The organism is Kocuria sp. KH4 (assembly GCF_053711175.1).
Window position 1 is genome coordinate 177,982 of sequence record NZ_JBSJYX010000004.1, and the last position, 17,026, is coordinate 195,007.

The 17,026-nt window shown below is 74.9% G+C and carries 13 protein-coding genes and 1 tRNA gene; 3 read left to right on the forward strand and 11 right to left on the reverse strand.

What is annotated here, in order from left to right; translation table 11 throughout:
• Positions 1 to 46: 46 nt before the first annotated feature.
• Positions 47 to 892 carry a glycosyltransferase gene (locus tag ACWCOM_RS05260; RefSeq protein ID WP_454547681.1) on the reverse strand — a complete coding sequence of 282 codons (846 nt, stop codon included), beginning with the start codon at positions 890 to 892 and terminating at the stop codon, positions 47 to 49.
• On the reverse strand, positions 889 to 1,800 hold the full coding sequence (locus ACWCOM_RS05265; RefSeq protein WP_454547682.1) for a glycosyl transferase: 912 nt from the start codon (positions 1,798 to 1,800) through the stop codon (positions 889 to 891). Before ACWCOM_RS05265 ends, ACWCOM_RS05260 begins: the two co-directional genes overlap by 4 nt.
• Before the next feature lie 170 nt (positions 1,801 to 1,970).
• On the opposite strand from ACWCOM_RS05265, the gene ACWCOM_RS05270 reads away from it, so the two are divergent.
• On the forward strand, positions 1,971 to 2,942 hold the full coding sequence (locus tag ACWCOM_RS05270) for an NAD-dependent epimerase/dehydratase family protein (protein WP_454547683.1): 972 nt from the start codon (positions 1,971 to 1,973) through the stop codon (positions 2,940 to 2,942).
• A 91-nt stretch (positions 2,943 to 3,033) separates the two neighbouring features.
• Here ACWCOM_RS05270 and ACWCOM_RS05275 read toward each other — a convergent pair whose 3' ends face one another.
• The 9 genes from ACWCOM_RS05275 to argS form a co-directional block, all read right to left on the reverse strand.
• Positions 3,034 to 4,059, reverse strand: a complete 1,026-nt coding sequence (locus ACWCOM_RS05275; RefSeq protein WP_454547684.1) for an L-threonylcarbamoyladenylate synthase — start codon at positions 4,057 to 4,059, stop codon at positions 3,034 to 3,036.
• 4 nt (positions 4,060 to 4,063) lie between these two features.
• Positions 4,064 to 4,954 (reverse strand): peptide chain release factor N(5)-glutamine methyltransferase, encoded by an 891-nt coding sequence (prmC, locus tag ACWCOM_RS05280; protein WP_454547685.1) that lies wholly within the window; start codon positions 4,952 to 4,954, stop codon positions 4,064 to 4,066.
• A 16-nt stretch (positions 4,955 to 4,970) separates the two neighbouring features.
• Positions 4,971 to 6,053: a peptide chain release factor 1 gene (prfA, locus tag ACWCOM_RS05285; protein WP_454547686.1), complete on the reverse strand. Its 1,083-nt coding sequence runs from the start codon at positions 6,051 to 6,053 to the stop codon at positions 4,971 to 4,973.
• A gap of 124 nt (positions 6,054 to 6,177) precedes the next feature.
• Positions 6,178 to 8,397, reverse strand: coding sequence for a transcription termination factor Rho (gene rho, locus ACWCOM_RS05290; RefSeq protein WP_454547687.1), 2,220 nt, complete (start codon positions 8,395 to 8,397; stop codon positions 6,178 to 6,180).
• Positions 8,398 to 8,722: 325 nt separating this feature from the next.
• Positions 8,723 to 9,673 carry a homoserine kinase gene (gene thrB / locus ACWCOM_RS05295; protein ID WP_454547689.1) on the reverse strand — a complete coding sequence of 317 codons (951 nt, stop codon included), beginning with the start codon at positions 9,671 to 9,673 and terminating at the stop codon, positions 8,723 to 8,725.
• A gap of 6 nt (positions 9,674 to 9,679) precedes the next feature.
• Complete coding sequence (gene thrC / locus ACWCOM_RS05300) at positions 9,680 to 10,789, reverse strand: threonine synthase (protein ID WP_454547690.1); 1,110 nt, start codon at positions 10,787 to 10,789, stop codon at positions 9,680 to 9,682.
• A 94-nt stretch (positions 10,790 to 10,883) separates the two neighbouring features.
• Positions 10,884 to 12,206: a homoserine dehydrogenase gene (locus ACWCOM_RS05305; protein ID WP_454547691.1), complete on the reverse strand. Its 1,323-nt coding sequence runs from the start codon at positions 12,204 to 12,206 to the stop codon at positions 10,884 to 10,886.
• On the reverse strand, positions 12,207 to 13,655 hold the full coding sequence (lysA, locus tag ACWCOM_RS05310) for a diaminopimelate decarboxylase (RefSeq protein ID WP_454547692.1): 1,449 nt from the start codon (positions 13,653 to 13,655) through the stop codon (positions 12,207 to 12,209).
• 4 nt (positions 13,656 to 13,659) lie between these two features.
• Positions 13,660 to 15,330 carry an arginine--tRNA ligase gene (gene argS / locus ACWCOM_RS05315; protein ID WP_454547693.1) on the reverse strand — a complete coding sequence of 557 codons (1,671 nt, stop codon included), beginning with the start codon at positions 15,328 to 15,330 and terminating at the stop codon, positions 13,660 to 13,662.
• A 105-nt stretch (positions 15,331 to 15,435) separates the two neighbouring features.
• Here argS and ACWCOM_RS05320 point away from each other — a divergent pair.
• Both ACWCOM_RS05320 and ACWCOM_RS05325 read left to right on the forward strand, forming a co-directional pair.
• Positions 15,436 to 15,508: transfer RNA gene (locus tag ACWCOM_RS05320), tRNA-Arg, on the forward strand.
• 116 nt (positions 15,509 to 15,624) lie between these two features.
• Complete coding sequence (locus ACWCOM_RS05325; RefSeq protein WP_454547694.1) at positions 15,625 to 17,019, forward strand: APC family permease; 1,395 nt, start codon at positions 15,625 to 15,627, stop codon at positions 17,017 to 17,019.
• Positions 17,020 to 17,026 lie beyond the last annotated feature (7 nt).

Below are 17,026 nucleotides of genomic sequence, written 5' to 3' on the forward strand. Positions count from 1 at the left end.
GGGCCGCTCGCGGCCGGCGCGCGCGGGCGGGGCGCAGGGCCCGCGGTCACCGGCGGCCGGTCCCGGCCATGGCCCGGTAGGCGAGCTCCCGGAGCCGGGTGGGGACGAAGCGGTAGCCCGCGCGCATCCCGACGTTCACGGCCCATTGTAGGAAGCCGACGTGCCCGGCCCGCAGCAGGCGGGCCTGCAGGGCCAGGTCGGCCCGGAACATCCGCACCCCGCCGCGGCGCTCGTAGGCCCCCGCGGAGACGCGGTAGCCCACCAGCGGCTCGGCCACGTTGCGCACGTCGGCCCCGGCGCGCAGCATCCGGACCCACAGCCAGTAGTCCTCCGCCAGCGGCACGTCCTCGTAGCCGCCCACCGCCGTCACGGCGCCGCGGCGGAACACCACGGTCGGGTGGCTGAGCGGGTTGCGCCGCCGGGAGACCGCCAGGATCTGCCGCTCCCCCACCGGGGCGCGGCGCAGGGCGAGCGGGCGGGTCTCGTCGTCGCCGATCTCGTGCATCGAGGAGCCGACCACGTCGGCGCCCCCCTCGATCTCCGGCAGCTGCACGGCGAAGCGGCGGGCATAGGAGACGTCGTCCGCGTCCATCCGCGCCACGACGTCGTAGCGGCACCGGGCCAGGCCCGCGCGCAGGGCGGCGGTGAGCCCCTCGTTGCGCTCGAGGTCGACCCGCACCACGGGCACGGGCAGCTCCCGGGCGAGCCGGCCCAGCTCCGCCTCCAGGGGCGCGGGGACCGGCCCGTCGCGCACGACGACGAGCTCCGCCGGCCGGCGCTGCTGCTCCACCGTGGTGGACTCCGCGGCCCGGCGCAGCCGCTGGGGGGTGTCGCCGCGGTAGACGGGCATCAGGACCGAGAACCCCGGCACCGCCGCGGGGGCCGCCGTCACCGCGGTCCGCCGAAGCCGCGGCCGCGCATCCCGCCGACGTAGCGCCCGGCCCAGGACGCCAGGCCGCGCGCGTCCCGCCGGCCCAGGTAGTACAGGGGGTAGCCGACGAGGTCGGCCGCGAGCTGCACCGGCCGCTTGTAGCGCCAGGTGGTCCAGCCGCGGTTGCGGAAGAAGTGCGCCCGCTTGAACTCGGTCTCCGGCACCACGACCTTGAGCCGGCCCGGGATCACCACGTGCTCCTCGGCCCAGCCCGGCGGGTGCGCCACGGCGGCGCGGGTGGTGGTGCCGAACGGCAGGCCGGAGCGGCGCAGCCGCACCAGGAAGTCGACCTCGTCCCCGCGCAGGAACAGCTTCAGGTCCGGCAGCCCCACCCGGAAGAACACGTCCTCGGCCACGAGGGCGCCGTTGAAGAACGTGGCGTAGCCGGGCAGGAAGCCCAGCGGCTCGAGGTCGGCCCGGGCGTGGGTGAGCCGCCCGTCCAGCCGGTAGGAGAACGCCAGGGCGGCGTGGTCCTGCGGGGCGACGATGAGCGGGGAGACCACGGCGAGCTCCCGCCGCGCGGCCTCCTCCAGCAGGATCTCGAGGCAGTCGGGCTGCTCCGGGTGGGCGTCGTCGTCCATGAGCCACACCCGGTCCGCGCCGGTGGCCAGCGCGGTGAGGATCGCGAGGGAGAACCCGCCGGCGCCGCCCAGGTTGGCCAGGGACCGCACGTGGTGCAGCTCGAACCGGCCGCCGACCGCCGCCTCGAGCGCGTCCCGGGGCACCGCCTCGCGGCCGGCGTCGACGAGGCACAGCGACGCGACCGGCACCGTCTGCGCCCGCAGCGCGGCCACCAGGGTCAGCACGTCCTCGTGCCGGTCCTGGGTCACGCAGGCCACCGCCACCGTGGGCGTGGGGTCGGACGGCATGCGGATCCTCCAGGTGCGGTAGCGGGCTCCGGCGCGGCGGGGTGCCGGGGTGGGCGCCGGATCGTGCCGAGTCTAGCAAGCGGGCGCGGCCGGGACCGGTCTGTACGATGAGCCCAGGGGCTCCGGCCCGGACGACGGCGACCGGCGCAGACCGGAGGGAAGGAAGCACCGTGACATCGACGACGTGGGCAGTCCTGGGAGCGACGGGGTTCGTGGGCTCCGCGACCGTGGCCCGGCTGCAGGCGGACGGCCAGACGGTGGTCCCGGTCTCCGCACCCCGCCTGGCGTCCGGCGCGCACACCGTCCACCACCTGCTGGAGCAGGCCGGGCGGCTCGAGTCGGTGATCGACTACCTCGCCGAGTCCTTCGCGGGGGCCCACGTGGTGGTCAACGCCGCCGGGCTCGCCGCACCGGACCAGACCCACGAGGAGTCGCTGCTCGGCGCCAACGCGCTGCTGCCGGTGCTGGTGGCCCTCGCCGCCCGCCGCACGAGCGTGCGCCGGGTCGTGCACCTCAGCAGCGCCGCCGTCCAGGGCGACATCGACGTCCTCGACGAGACGCCCGCGGTGCGGCCCTTCTCCCCCTACTCGTTCTCCAAGGCGCTCGGGGAGAGCGCCCTGCTGAAGCTGCGCCGGGACTGGGCCGCCGAGCCGGGGGGCCCGGAGCTCACGGCGCTGCGCGCCACCTCGGTGCAGGGGTCGGGCCGGCGCACCACCGCGCGGCTGGCCCGCTTCGCGTCCTCGCGGCTGAGCTCCGTGGCCGGCGACGGCTCCGCGCCCACGCCGGTCACCTCCGTGCACGCCCTGGCGGAGTTCGTCTCCCGCGCCGGGCGCCACCCCGCGCAGCTGCCCCCGGTCCTGCTGCAGCCGTGGGAGGGGGCCACCACCGGCTCCATCCTGCGCGACGCCGGCCGCCGGGAGCCGCTGCACCTCCCGGCGCTGCTGTGCCGGGCCGCGGTGGACACCGGCTTCGGCCTGTCGGGTCTCGCCGGCAACCGCTGGCACGGGCTCGTGCGCCGGCTGGAGGTCACCTGGTTCGGGCAGCCCCAGGTGCGCGGCTGGGCCGAGGAGCACGGCGAGCTGCCGGAGCCGCGGATCACCGAGGTGCTGCGCCAGGCCCACCTGGCGGTCGGCCGCGGCTGAGCCCGCCCGGGGCCCGGCCGGGCCCCCTGCGTGCCGCCGCGCGGTGCGCCGCTGCCGGATGCGCCGCTGCTGGGTGCGCCGGGGGCCGGCCTCAGGCGCCGTCGAGGCCCCGGGCCACGAGCCGGGCGGCCTCGTCCACGGGCAGGGGCCGCGGCCGCCCGGGCGTGGCCGGGCGCTGCGCGCGGGTGCGGTCCTGGTCCACCGCCGGGCGCGCCGCCGGTCCGGGGACGGAGCGGGCCACGAGCGAGGCGGCGAGGCCCTGCGCGGCGGCCGCCTGCGCCGGGGCGGGCGGGGCCGGGGCGTCCTCGGGGGCGGGAGCCGGCTCCGGCAGCGGCGCCGCCTCCGGGTCGATCTCGCTCACCGCGTGGGAGCCGGTGCCCTCCGGCCGGTCCGCGGGCTCGCCGGGGGCCGCCGCGGGCCCGTCCGCGAGTTCCTCGTCCCCGTCCGCCGGGGTCACCGCGGGCACCACGGCACGCAGCCGGGCCAGGCTCACGGCGCCGTGGCGCACGAGCACGGGGGTCTCCCCGGTGCAGTCGACGATCGTGGACGACACCGGGTCGCCCTCCGGGGCGCCGGGCCGCCCGACGGGCCGCGGGCCGTCGTCGAGGTAGACCTCCACGGCGTCGCCGAGCATCCCGACCGCGGCCTCGGCGCCCAGGGCGGCGGGGTGGCCGGTGCGGTTCGCCGAGGAGACGGCCAGCGGACCGCTCTCGATGAGCAGCGCCTGCGCCAGCTCGTCGTCGGGCACCCGCAGGGCCACGGTGCCGTGGGTCTCGCCGAGGTCCCAGCCCAGGGACGGGTGGGCGTGCAGGATCAGGGTCAGCCCGCCCGGCCAGAACGCCGCGGCGAACGCGCGGGCGTCGTCGGACACCTCGTCCGCGAGCCCGTCCAGCACCCCGGCGTGGGCGATGAGCACGGGCGGGGGCATCGCCCGCGAGCGGCCCTTGGCCGCGAGCAGCGTCGCGACACCGCGCGCGGAGAAGGCGTCGGCGCCGATGCCGTAGACGGTGTCGGTGGGCAGCACCACGCAGGCGTCCGCGGCCAGGGCGCGGGCGGCGTGCTTGAGCCCAGCGGTGCGCTGGGCGATGCTGCGGCAGTCGTAGACGGTGTGGCTCACGGTGTCATTCTCCCATCTCGTCCCGGGCCGGTGCGGCGGCGTCCGGGATCCGCCCGGCCGTGGCGCGGTCCCGTCCCGTGAGGTCCTGGTGCCCCACGACCTCCACCAGGCCGGCCGCCCGGAAGGCGCGGGCGACGGGCTCCGCCTGGACCTCGGCGTGCTCCATGACGAAGAACCCGCCGGGGCGCAGCAGCCGCACGGCCGAGGCCAGGGCGGCCCGGGGCAGCTCGAGCCCGTCCTCGCCGCCGCCGTACAGGGCGAGCTCCGGGTCGTGCTCGCGGGCCTCGGGGTCGCGCGGGAGCGCCCCGGGCGGGATGTACGGGGGGTTGGAGACCACCACGTCGCAGCGGCCCTCGAGCTCGGGGAAGGCGGTGCGCAGGTCTCCCCGGACGAGTTCGGCGCCGGTGCCGCGCAGGTTGCGCGCGGCCCAGGCGTGGGCGGCCTCGGACAGCTCCACGGCGTGCACCCGGGCCTGGGGCACCTCGTGGGCGACCGAGGCGGCGATCGCCCCGGAGCCCGTGCCCAGGTCGACCACCCGGGGCCGGTGCACCCCCGCGGCCAGCTGCCCGCGCAGCTCGTCCACGACGGTCTGCACCACGGTCTCCGTCTCGGGCCGGGGCACGAACACCCCGGGCCCCACGGACAGCGTCAGGTAGCGGAAGTGTGCGACACCGGTGAGGTGCTGCAGCGGGACGCGGCGGGCCCGCTCGGCGACCAGGTCCGCGTAGCCCGCCGGCTCGTCCCCGCCGATGATGGCGCGCGCCTCGACCTCCCCGCGGGACAGGCCCAGCAGGTGGCCCGCCAGCAGCAGCGCGTCCGTGCGGGCGGAGTCGATCCCCGCCGAGGCGAGGACCTGCTCCGCCCAGCGCACCGCCTGGCCCAGCGACCTGTGCATGACCGCTCCCCCGCCCTCAGCCGTCCTGCCGGCCGATGGCCTCGAGCCGGGCCTTCTCGTCCATCTCGATCGCGGACTGCACGACCGGTTCGAGGTCGCCGGCCATCACGTGGTCGAGGTTGTAGGCCTTGTACCCGGTGCGGTGGTCGTTGATCCGGTTCTCCGGGAAGTTGTAGGTGCGGATCCGCTCGGAGCGGTCCATGGTGCGCACCTGGGAGCGGCGCTGCGCGGCGTTCTCCGCGTCGACCTGCTCCTGCTGGTGGGCGAGGATGCGGGCGCGCAGCACCCGCATCGCGGCCTCGCGGTTCTGCAGCTGCGACTTCTCGTTCTGCATGGCCACCACGATGCCCGTGGGCAGGTGGGTGATGCGCACCGCGGAGTCCGTGGTGTTCACGGACTGCCCGCCGGGGCCCGAGGACCGGTAGACGTCGATCTTCAGGTCGTTCTGGCTGATCTCCACCTCCTCCGGCTCGTCGACCTCCGGGAAGACCAGCACCCCGGCCGCCGAGGTGTGGATCCGCCCCTGGGACTCGGTGACGGGCACCCGCTGGACGCGGTGCACCCCGCCCTCGTACTTCAGGCGGGCCCACACGCCCTCGGCGGGGTCCGTGGCGGAGGACTTGACGGCCACCTGGACGTCCTTGTACCCGCCGAGGTCGGACTCGTTGGCGGAGATGAACTCGGTCTTCCAGCCGCGGGTCTCCGCGTACTTGAGGTACATCCGCAGCAGGTCCCCGGCGAAGAGCGCGGACTCGTCCCCGCCCTCCCCCGCCTTGACCTCCAGGATGACGTTGCGCCCGTCGTCCGGGTCGCGCGGGATGAGCAGCCGGCGCAGCTTCTCGCGGGCCTCGTCCAGCTGGCCCTCCAGGGAGGGGATCTCCTCGGCGAACTCCGGCTCCTCGTCGGCGAGCTCCCGGGCCGCCCCGAGGTCCTCCTCGAGACGCCGCACCCGGTGGTGGGCCTCGGCGATCCCGTTGAGCTCGGCGTAGCGGCGTCCCAGCTTCCGGGCCCGGCCCGGCTCGGCGTGCACCGCGGGGTCGGCGAGCTGGCGCTGCAGCTCGGCGTGCTCGTCGAGCAGGGACTGGATCGGGTCCGGCATGGGACGCTCCTTCTTTCGGGCGGCGGGGACGGCGGGCGGGGACGACGGGCGCGGGCCCCGGACACGACGACGCCGCCGCGACCCGACCGGGTGTCCGGTGCGGGCCGCGGCGGCAGCGGGTGCGCTAGCGGTCGCTCTCGGAGCGGGCCGACAGCGTGGTCTTCTGCACCTGGAGCAGGAACTCGGTGTTGGACTGGGTGTCCCGCAGCTTGTTCGTGAGCAGCTCGAGCGCCTGCTGCTGGTCCAGGCCGGAGAGCACCCGGCGCAGCTTCCACATGATCTTGATCTCGTCGGGCGAGAGCAGGTTCTCCTCGCGGCGGGTGCCCGAGGAGTTGACGTCCACGGCCGGGTAGATCCGCTTGTCCGCGAGCGAGCGGGACAGGCGCAGCTCCATGTTGCCGGTGCCCTTGAACTCCTCGAAGATGACCTCGTCCATCTTGGACCCGGTCTCCACCAGGGCGGTCGCCAGGATGGTCAGCGAGCCGCCGTTCTCGATGTTGCGGGCCGCGCCGAAGAACTTCTTCGGCGGGTACAGCGCCGCGGAGTCCACGCCGCCGGACAGGATGCGCCCGGAGGCGGGGGCCGAGAGGTTGTAGGCACGGCCCAGGCGGGTCATGGAGTCCAGCAGGACCACCACGTCCATGCCCATCTCCACCAGGCGCTTGGCCCGCTCGATCGCCAGCTCGGCGACCGTGGTGTGGTCGTCGGCCGGGCGGTCGAACGTCGAGGCGATGACCTCGCCCTTCACGGTGCGCTGCATGTCCGTGACCTCCTCGGGGCGCTCGTCGACGAGCACCATCATGAGGTGGACCTCGGGGTTGTTGGTGGTGATCGCGTTGGCGATCGCCTGCAGCATCAGCGTCTTGCCGGCCTTGGGCGGGGAGACGATCAGACCGCGCTGGCCCTTGCCGATGGGCGCGACGAGGTCGACGACGCGGGGCCCGATCTTCTTGGGCTCCGTCTCCAGGCGCAGCCGCTCCTGCGGGTAGAGCGGGATCAGCTTGCCGAAGTCGACGCGGTCCTTGTTGTCCTCGGCCTTCTTGCCGTTGACCGTGGTCAGCTGGACGAGGGCGTTGAACTTCTGCCGGGTGTTGTTCTGCTGCTCGCCGTCGCGCGGGGCCCGGATCGCGCCGACCACCGCGTCGCCCTTGCGCAGGTTGTGCTTCTTGACCTGGGCGAGGCTGACGTACACGTCGTTGGGGCCCGGCAGGTAGCCGGACGTGCGCACGAACGCATAGTTGTCCAGCACGTCCAGGATGCCCGCGACGGGCAGCAGCACGTCGTCCTCGGTGAACTCCGTGTCGTCCACCTCGGGGCCGGTGCTGCGCCCGCGCCGGTTGCGGCGCTCGTTGCGCTCGGCGCGGTCGGCGCGGTCGTTGCGCTCGGCGCGGTCGTTGCGCTCGTTGCGGTTGCGGTTGCGGCGGCTGCGGCGGCTGCCGCCCTCCCCGTCCTGGCCGCGGTTGTCCTGACGGCTGTCCTGGCCGCGGCTGTCCTGGCCCTTCGACTCCTGGGGCTTGCCGCCCTTGCCGCGCCCGTCGTTCTTGTCCTGGCCGTTCCGGTCCTGGCCGCTCTTCTCCTGGCCCCGGTTGTCCTGGCCGTTGCGGTCCTGGCGGTTGTCCTGGCCGTTCCTGCCCTGACCCCGGTCCTGGGTGCGGTTGCGGTCCTGCTTCGGCTGGTCCTCGTCGCGGCCGTCGGCCGAGGGGCGGGTCTCCTCGGCGCGCAGCGGGCTCTCCTGGCCGCTGCCGCCGTTCTCCTCCCGGCCGCGGTTGCGCCGGTTGCGGTTGCGGCCGCGGCCGCCCTCGCCCTCCGGCCCGGAGGCGTCCTCGCCGGAGGTCGCCGGCGCGGACTGCTCGGGGACGGTCCGGTCGGCGGCGGCCCGGTCGGCGGCGGACGGGGTCCCCGCCTCGCCGGCCTCGGCCGGACGCGCGGAGCCGTCCTGCTCCGCGGGGGCGACCACACCGGTGCTGGTGGCCCGGCGGGAGCGGGTGCGCCGCTGCGGCGCGGCCTCCTGGCCGCCCTGCTCGGCGGCGGGCTGAGCCGCCGCGGCGGGCCGGCCCGCGTCCTCCGCGGGGCGCTCGGCGGCGGCCTGCTGGTCGGCGGTCTTCTCCACCGTCTGGGCGATCTTCTGCTCGACGGCGCGGTCGCGGTCGGCCACGGCGCCGCCGCGCTGGTGGGCGGCGATCGCGTCGACCAGCAGGCTCTTGCGCATCCGGCGGGCGCCGGTGATGCCGAGCTGGGAGGCGAGCGCCTGGAGCTGGGCCAGCTTGAGCGCGGACAGGCCCGCGTTCCTGGTGTCGGTGGTGGTCTCTTCCGTACCCGTGGAAAGGTCGGTGGTCTCGGTCACGAAGTGTCCTTCTCCCTCGGTGGGGGGTCCGTGGATCTCAGAGTCCAGGACCGTGATGGGTTCCCGGCGGGCCGCGCACGCGGGCCTCCGGCGGCGGGGCGCACTTGAGGGCGCGGCAGCCTGGGCGAACAGGGTGTCACCCGTCAGATGGTGGTGCGCCCCGGTCCGCAGACTGCGGGCCGGTGCGCCGTCGGCATCGTGGAAGCCGGTGCCGGCGGGGGATCACCGGAGGATCGGAAGCGGTGGAGGCGAGAGTTCGAGGGCATCCGCCCGGGGCCACGCCCCTCATGATGCCCGCTGTCCTCACCGCGCCGGGCGCGGTCTCCTACCCCTGGATCTTCTGCGGGTGCTTCTTCAGCTTAGCACCCTGCCCGTCGACCCGCAGACGGAGGACACGCCAGGAGACCTCGGAGGCGCCGGCGGGCACGAGCTCCGCGAGCGCGCGCTCGGTCGCCTCCGCCTGCGCCGGGCCCGCGGCCAGCACCAGGACGGTCGGTCCGGCGCCCGAGATCATGGCGGGCAGGCCCCGGTCCCGCAACGCCGCCATGAGCCGGGCGCTCGGGGGCATCGCCGAGGCCCGGTACGGCTGGTGCAGCCGGTCCTCGGTGGCCGGCAGCAGCAGCTCGGGGCGGCGCGTCATGGCCTCCACGAGCAGCGCCGTCCGCCCGGCGTTGACCGCGGCGTCGTGGTGCGGGACGGTCGCGGGCAGCAGGGACCGCGCGAGCCGGGTGGGCACCTCGTAGTCGGGGATCGCGACCACCGGCACCACGTCCTCGTGGACGGTGACGGGGACGCTGCGGTAGCCGTCGGACCCGCTCCAGGAGATGACGAGGCCCCCGTAGAGGGACGGGGCCACGTTGTCCGGGTGGCCCTCCATCGCGGCGGCGACCTGCAGCAGCTGCCGGTCGTCGAGGGCGCGCCCGGCGGGCAGCAGCGCGTTCGCGGCCAGCACGCCCGCCACCACGGCGGAGGCGCTCGAGCCCATGCCCCGGCCGTGCGGGATGCGGTTGGTCGCCTCGAGCCGCAGCCCGGGCGGCTGCTCGACGCCCGCGGCGCGGAAGGCGGCGCGCATGGCGCGCACCACCAGGTGCTCCGCGGTGCGGGGCACGGCCTGCGAGCCCTCCCCGTGCAGCTCGAAGTCCAGCCCGGCCCTGGTCACCGTCACGGCGAGGTCGTCGTAGTGGCCGAGCGCCAGGCCCAGGCTGTCGTACCCGGGGCCCACGTTGCCCGTGGACCCGGGCACGCTGAGCTCGACCCGCTGCCCGATCTCAAACATCCGGGCCTACTCCAGGCCCAGCGCCGCGGCCACGGCCACGACGTCGAAGGGCACCCGCTTCGGCTCGGTCAGCGAGGGGTCCTCCAACTCGGCGGCCTTCACGGCCCACTGCGGGTCCTTCAGCCCGTGGCCGGTCACGGTGATCACGATCGTGGCCCCGGTGGGCGCCTCGCCGGCGGCGTGCTTCTGGAGCAGCCCGGCCACGCCCGCGGCGGAGCCGGGCTCCACGAACACGCCCTCCCGCGCGGAGAGCCAGCGGTGGGCGGCGAGGATCTCGTCGTCGGAGACGGAGCCGATCAGCCCGCCGGACTCGTCCCGGGCGGCGATCGCGGTGTCCCACGAGGCCGGGTTGCCGATCCGGATGGCGGTGGCGATGGTCTCGGGCTCGGTGACCGGGTGGCCGAGCACCAGCGGGGCGGCGCCCTCGGCCTGGAAGCCCCACATCACGGGCAGCTTCGTCGACGCGGCCGGCAGCTGCCCGGCGGTCGCGGAGTCGTAGGGCCGGGCGTACTCCTGGTACCCCTTCCAGTACGCGGTGATGTTGCCCGCGTTGCCCACCGGCAGCAGGTGGTAGTCCGGGGCGTCGCCGAGGGTGTCGACCACCTCGAACGCACCGGTCTTCTGCCCCTCGATCCGGTAGGGGTTCACGGAGTTCACCAGGAACACGGGGTAGGACTCGGAGAGCTTGCGCGCGACCTCGAGGCAGTTGTCGAAGTTGCCGTCCACCTGCAGGATGTCCGCCCCGTGCGCCACCGCCTGGGAGAGCTTGCCCATGGCGATCCGCCCCTCGGGCACGAGCACCGCGCAGGTGAGCCCGGCCTGCTGGGCGTAGGCCGCCGCGGACGCCGAGGTGTTGCCGGTCGAGGCGCACACGACGGCCTCGGCGCCCTCCTCCTTGGCCTTGGTGATCGCCATGGTCATGCCCCGGTCCTTGAACGAGCCGGTGGGGTTCATCCCCTCGAACTTCAGCCAGACCGTGTTGCCGGTGAGCTCCGACAGGGCGCGGGCCCGGATGAGCGGCGTGCCGCCCTCCCCCATGGTGATGACCTCGGTGGAGTCGGTGACCGGCAGCCGGTCCCGGTACTCGTTGATGACGCCCTGCCAGACGTGTGCCATGTGCTGGATCTCTTCCTGTGGACTGCGAACGGTGCGGTGGGGGGCTGGTGCCCGGGGGCGGGGCGGCGCCGCGCGAGAGGACGCCGCCGAGGGGTCAGTCGGCGTGCTCCACGCGGATCACGCCGGTGACGTCCTCGACGAAGGGCAGCTCGCGCAGGGCCTCCACGGTGGCCACGAGGTCCTTGTTGGTGCCGCGGTGGGTCACCAGGCGGATCTCGGAGCGCTGCACGGACCCGTGCGGGTCGTCCTTCTGCTGCATCGTGTAGATGGACACGCCGTGGTCGGCGAAGACCTGGGCGATCCGCGCCAGGACGCCGAGCCGGTCCTGCACGGTGAGGGTGATGGAGAAGCTGGTGCGCACGTCGTCCATGGCCACCGCGGGCAGCTGGGCGTGCGGCTCCGCGCCCTGGGCCGGGGCCCCGAGCACCAGGCGCCGGGCCGCCGAGACGAAGTCGCCCAGCACGGCCGAGGCGGTGGGGGTGCCCCCGGCGCCGGCGCCGTAGAACATCAGGGACCCGGCGTTGGCGGCCTCGACGAACACGGCGTTGTAGGCGCCGTGCACGCCGGCCAGTGGGTGCTCGCGCGGGATCATGGTGGGGGTGACCCGCAGGTTCACCCCGTCCGCGCAGCGCTCGCACACGGCGAGGAGCTTGATGACGTAGCCGGCCTCCGCGGCGGCGGCGACGTCCGCGGCGGTGACGCCGGTGATGCCCCGGCAGTAGACGTCGTCGATGGTGAAGGTGGAGTGGAAGGCCAGGGACGCCAGGATCGCGGCCTTGGCCGCGGCGTCGTGGCCCTCGACGTCGGCGGTCGGGTCCGCCTCGGCGTAGCCCAGCCGCTGGGCCTCGGCGAGCGCGTCGTCGAACTGCGCGCCGGTGGTGTCCATCTGGTCGAGGATGTAGTTGGTGGTGCCGTTCATGATGCCCAGCACGCGGTCCACCCGGTCCCCCGCCAGCGAGTCGGCCATGGGCCGCACGATCGGGATCGCCCCGGCCACGGCGGCCTCGTAGGACAGGGGCACCCCGGCGGCGTCCGCCGCGTCCTGCAGCTGGCGGCCGTGCCGGGCGATGAGGGCCTTGTTGCCGGAGATCACCGGCTTGCCCGCGTGCAGGGCCCGCAGGATGCGGCTGCGGGCGGGCTCGATGCCCCCGGTGAGCTCGATGACCACATCCGCGGCGTCGATGAGGGCCTCGGCGTCGGTGGTGAGCAGCTCCTCGGGCAGCTCCACGGTGCGCCGCGCGGCGAGGTCCCGGACGGCGATGCCGGACAGCTCGATGGGGGCGCCCACGCGGGCGGCCATCTCGGCGCCGTGGTCCAGCAGGATGCGGGCCACCTCGGCGCCGACGTTTCCTGCCCCGAGCAGGGCGACCTTCACGGTCGTGGTCGGGCGGGGGGTCGCAGGGGTCGAGTCGCTCAATCAGGCTCCCAGGTCGCGGGCGAACAGGTCTTCTTCGGTCTCGCCCCGCACGATGAGCCGGGCCTCGGGCCCGTCCGCGGCGGTGCGCACGGCGACGACCGGCGGGCGGGCGATCCAGTTGTAGTTGCTGGCCAGGGCCCAGCAGTAGGCGCCTGTGGCCGGCACCGCCAGGACGTCGCCGGGGGCGAGGTCCTCCGGCAGGTAGACGTCCCGGACCACGACGTCCCCGGACTCGCAGTGCTTGCCGACCACGCGGGAGAGCACGGGGGCGCCCTCGGCGCGGCGGTTGGCGAGCACGGCGGTGTAGTCCGCACCGTAGAGCACGGGACGGGCGTTGTCGCTCATCCCGCCGTCCACCGACACGTAGCGCCGCCGGGCACCGTCCTCGACGGTCACGGTCTTGAGCGTGCCCACGGTGTAGAGGGTGCACGCGGAGGGGCCCGAGATCGCCCGGCCGGGCTCGATCGACAGGTGCGGGACGGCCATGTGCAGGGACCGGGCCGTGGCCGCCACCTGGTCCGCGAGGGACTCGGCGATCTCGCGCGCCGGGCGCGGGGTGTCCGCCTCGGTGTAGGCGATGCCGTAGCCGCCGCCGAGGTCCAGCTCCGGCAGGGTCAGCCCGAAGCGCTCGTCGGCCCGCGCCATGAAGGTCAGCACCCGCTCGGCCGCCTTCCCGAAGCCGTCGGCGTCGAAGATCTGGGAGCCGATGTGGCAGTGCAGGCCGCGCAGGTCGAGGTCGGGGTCCACCACGCAGGCGGCGACGGCCTGCATGGCGGGGCTGTCCCCGCCGTCCTCGGGCGCCGCCAGGGACAGGCCGAACTTCTGGTCCTCGTGGGCGGTGGCGATGAACTCGTGCGTGGAGGCGTGCACCCCCGGGGTCACCCGGATCATCACCGGCGCCACGACGCCCAGGGTGCGCGCCAGGTGCGCGACGAGCTCGATCTCGGCCAGGGAGTCCACCACGATCCGCCCGAGCCCGTTGTCGAGGGCCCGGGTGATCTCGGCGGCGGACTTGTTGTTGCCGTGCAGCGCGATCCGGGCCGGCTCCATGCCGCCGCGCAGGGCCACGGCCAGCTCCCCGCCGGAGGAGGTGTCGACGTTGAGCCCCTCCTCCCGGATCCAGCGCACCACCTCGGTGGTCAGGAAGGACTTCCCGGCGTAGTAGACGGAGACCTCCGCCCCGATCCGCGCGAACGCCTCGGTGAAGGCGGTGCGGAACTCGCGGGCGCGGGCCCGGAAGGTGTCCTCGGAGTAGACGTAGGAGGGGGTGCCGTAGCGCTCGGCGAGCTCCGTGGCGGGGATCCCCGCCACGGTCAGCACTCCCTCGGCGTCGCGCCGGAACGCCTCGGGCCAGATGGCCGGGTCGAGCGCGTCGAGGTCCTCGGGCACGCTGAGCCACGCGGGGGCCAGCGGTGAGCCCCCGGTGCGGGTCGTGGGGTCGGCGGTCATGCGATCACATCCTCTCGGGGGCCGACACGCCGAGCAGGTCCAGGCCGTTGGCCAGGACCTGGCGTGCGGCGTCGTTGAGCCACAGCCGGGTGCGGTGCAGGTCGGTGACGTCGTCGTCGCCCTGCGGGGCCACGCGGCAGACGTCGTACCAGCGGTGGTAGGTGCCGGCGAGGACCTCCAGGTGGCGCGCCACCCGGTGCGGCTCCCGGAACTCGGCGGCCTGCGCGAGCACCGAGGGGTACTGGCCCAGGGCCGCGAGCAGCTCCCCCTCCATCGGGTGGTCGAGCAGGGCGGCGTCGAACACGGCCCCGCCGTCCGCCCCGGTGCGGGAGACCCCGGCGGCCTCGGCGTTGCGGCCCACGGCGCAGGTGCGGGCGTGGGCGTACTGCACGTAGAAGACCGGGTTCTCGTTGGACCGGCGGGTCAGCAGGTCCAGGTCGATGTCGATGTTGGAGTCCACGGAGAAGCGGGTCAGCGAGTAGCGGGCGGCGTCCACGCCGACGGCCTCGACGAGGTCCTCCATGGTCACCACCGTGCCGTTGCGCTTGGACATCCGCACGGGCACCCCGTCCTTGACCAGGTTGACCATCTGGCCGATGAGGACCTCGACCCGCTCCGGGGCGTCGCCCAGGGCGGCCGCGGCGGCCTTGAGCCGGGCCACGTACCCGTGGTGGTCGGCGCCGAGCATGTAGATGCACAGGTCCGCGCCGCGGTCCCGCTTGTTCTTGAAGTAGGCGATGTCCCCGGCGATGTAGGCGGCCTGGCCGTCGGACTTGATCACCACCCGGTCCTTGTCGTCGCCGTAGGCGCTGGAGCGCAGCCACCACGCCCCGTCCGCGAAGTAGAGGGCGCCGGAGGTCTTGAGCTGCTCGAGCAGCCCCTCCACCGCGCCGTTGCCGAACAGGGACTGCTCGTGGAAGTACACGTCGAAGTCCACGCCGAACTCGTGCAGCGAGGACTTGATCTCCGCGAACATCAGCTCCACGCCGGCGGCCCGGAAGCCCTCCTGGGGATCCCCGGACTCGAGCACGCCGGGGTTCTCGGCCACGATCCGCTCGGCGATCTCGGTGATGTACTCCCCGCCGTAGCCGTCCTCCGGGGCGGGCTCGCCCTGGGCGCGGGCCAGCAGCGAGCGGGCGAAGCGGTCGATCTGAGCGCCGGCGTCGTTGAAGTAGTACTCCCGGACCACGTCGGCGCCCTGCGCCTCGAGCACCCGCGCGAGGGAGTCGCCGACGGCCGCCCAGCGCGTGCCGCCCAGGTGCACCGGTCCGGTGGGGTTCGCCGAGACGAACTCCAGGTTGATGGACGTCCCGGCCAGCGCGTCCCCCCGGCCGAAGGCCCGCCCCTGCTCCACCACGGTGCGGGCGATCCCGCCGGCGGCGGCGGCGTCGAGGGTGATGTTGAGGAAGCCCGGCCCGGCCACGTCGACGGCGGCCACGCCCGGGGCGGCCCGCAGCCGGTCCTGCACCACGGCGGCGACGTCGCGGGGGGCGCGGCCGACCTTCTTGGCCAGCTGCATGGCGACGTTGGTCGCCCAGTCCCCGTGCTCCCGGTTCTTCGGTCGCTCGATGCGCACCTCCGGCAGCGCGGCGCCGTCGGCGAGGGCGAGATCACCCTGGGCCACGGCGTCCTGCAGGCATGCGGATACGGCGAGAGAAAGTTGTTCTGGAGTCACCGAACCAGTGTAACCGGGCGCCCCGGAGGCCCCGCGCCGGACGGGGAACGACAGCCGCGCAAAACCTGCTAGTATCGTCGAGGTTCATCGCTGAGGCGGTGAAAGGCCCGCGTAGCTCAGGGGATAGAGCGTCTGCCTCCGGAGCAGAAGGCCGTAGGTTCGAATCCTACCGCGGGCACCCCACACCACACAGGGCCCCGGACCGATCGGTCCGGGGCCCTGTGTCGTACCCGCCGCCGCACCGGCCGCCCTCGCCCCGTGTTCCTGGCGCGCGGGGGCGCATAGAGTGCCCCCATGACTCAACAGCACACTGCCGGTCCCGGCCTGAAGCGGGACATCACGGGACCGCTCCTGTTCCTGTTCATCCTGGGCGACGTCCTCGGCGCCGGCGTCTACGCCCTGGTGGGCGCCATCGCGGGCCGGGTCGGGGGCGTCACCTGGGCGCCCATGGTGCTGGCCCTGGTGCTGGCGCTGCTGACCGCGGCCTCCTACGCCGAGCTGGTCACCAAGTACCCGCGCGCCGGGGGCGCGGCGGTGTTCGCCGAGCGGGCGTTCCGCCTGCCCATCGTGTCCTACCTCGTCGGCTTCTGCATGCTCGCCGCCGGCGTGGTCAGCGCCGCCGCCCTGGCCCTGGCCTTCAGCGGCGACTACCTCTCGGTCTTCCTCGACGTCCCCCCGGTGGCCGGCGCCGCGGTGTTCCTGGTCCTGGTGGCCCTGCTCAACGCGCGCGGGATCAAAGAGTCCCTGCGGGCCAACGTCGTGATGACCGCGGTGGAGCTGACCGGCCTGCTGATCGTCGTCGTGGCCGCGGCCGTCCTGCTCGGCCGGGGCGAGGGCGACCCCGGCCGGGCGCTGAGCTTCGGGGAGGGCGTGGACCCGCTGCCCGCGGTCCTCGGCGGGGCGCTGCTCGCCTACTACTCCTTCGTGGGCTTCGAGACCTCCGCGAACGTCGTGGAGGAGCTCCGGGAGCCCTCCCGCACCTATCCCCGGGCGCTGTTCGGCGCGCTCGCCGCGGCCGGCGTGATGTACGTGCTGGTCGGCACGGCGGCGTCCGTGGTGCTGCCGGCGGAGGAGCTCGCGGCCTCGAGCGCCCCGCTGCTCGACGTCGTCGGCGCCTCCGGCATCGCCGTCCCGGGCTGGCTGTTCAGCCTCATCGCGCTCGTCGCGGTGGCCAACGGCGCGCTGCTGACCATGATCATGGCCAGCCGGCTGGCCTACGGGATGGGGGTGCAGGGGCTGCTGCCCGGCGTCTTCACCCGGGTGCTGCCGCGCCGCGGCACCCCCTGGGCGGCGATCGCCGCCACCACCGCCGTGGCCGTGGTGCTGACCACCACCGGCGGGGTCGTGGTCCTCGCCGAGACCCTGGTGCTGCTGCTGCTGTTCGTCTTCCTCAGCTCCAACATCGCCGTGCTCGTGCTGCGGCGCGAGCGGGTGGCGCACGAGCACTTCCGCGCCTGGACGCCGCTGCCCGTGCTGGCCGTCCTGTCCTGCCTCGTCCTGCTGTCCCAGCAGAGCGCCGAGGTGTGGTGGCGCGGCGGGATCCTCATCGGGGCCGGAGCGGTCCTCTACGCCGTCGCCCGGCTGACCGGCCGGCGCCGCGGGGCCCCGGGCCGCGGGGACGCCGCCGCGGTGGAGGCCGCCCCGGCGGCCGCGGAGGACGGCCCGGGCCGGACGGGGTCGCGCGGCTGAGGCCGGG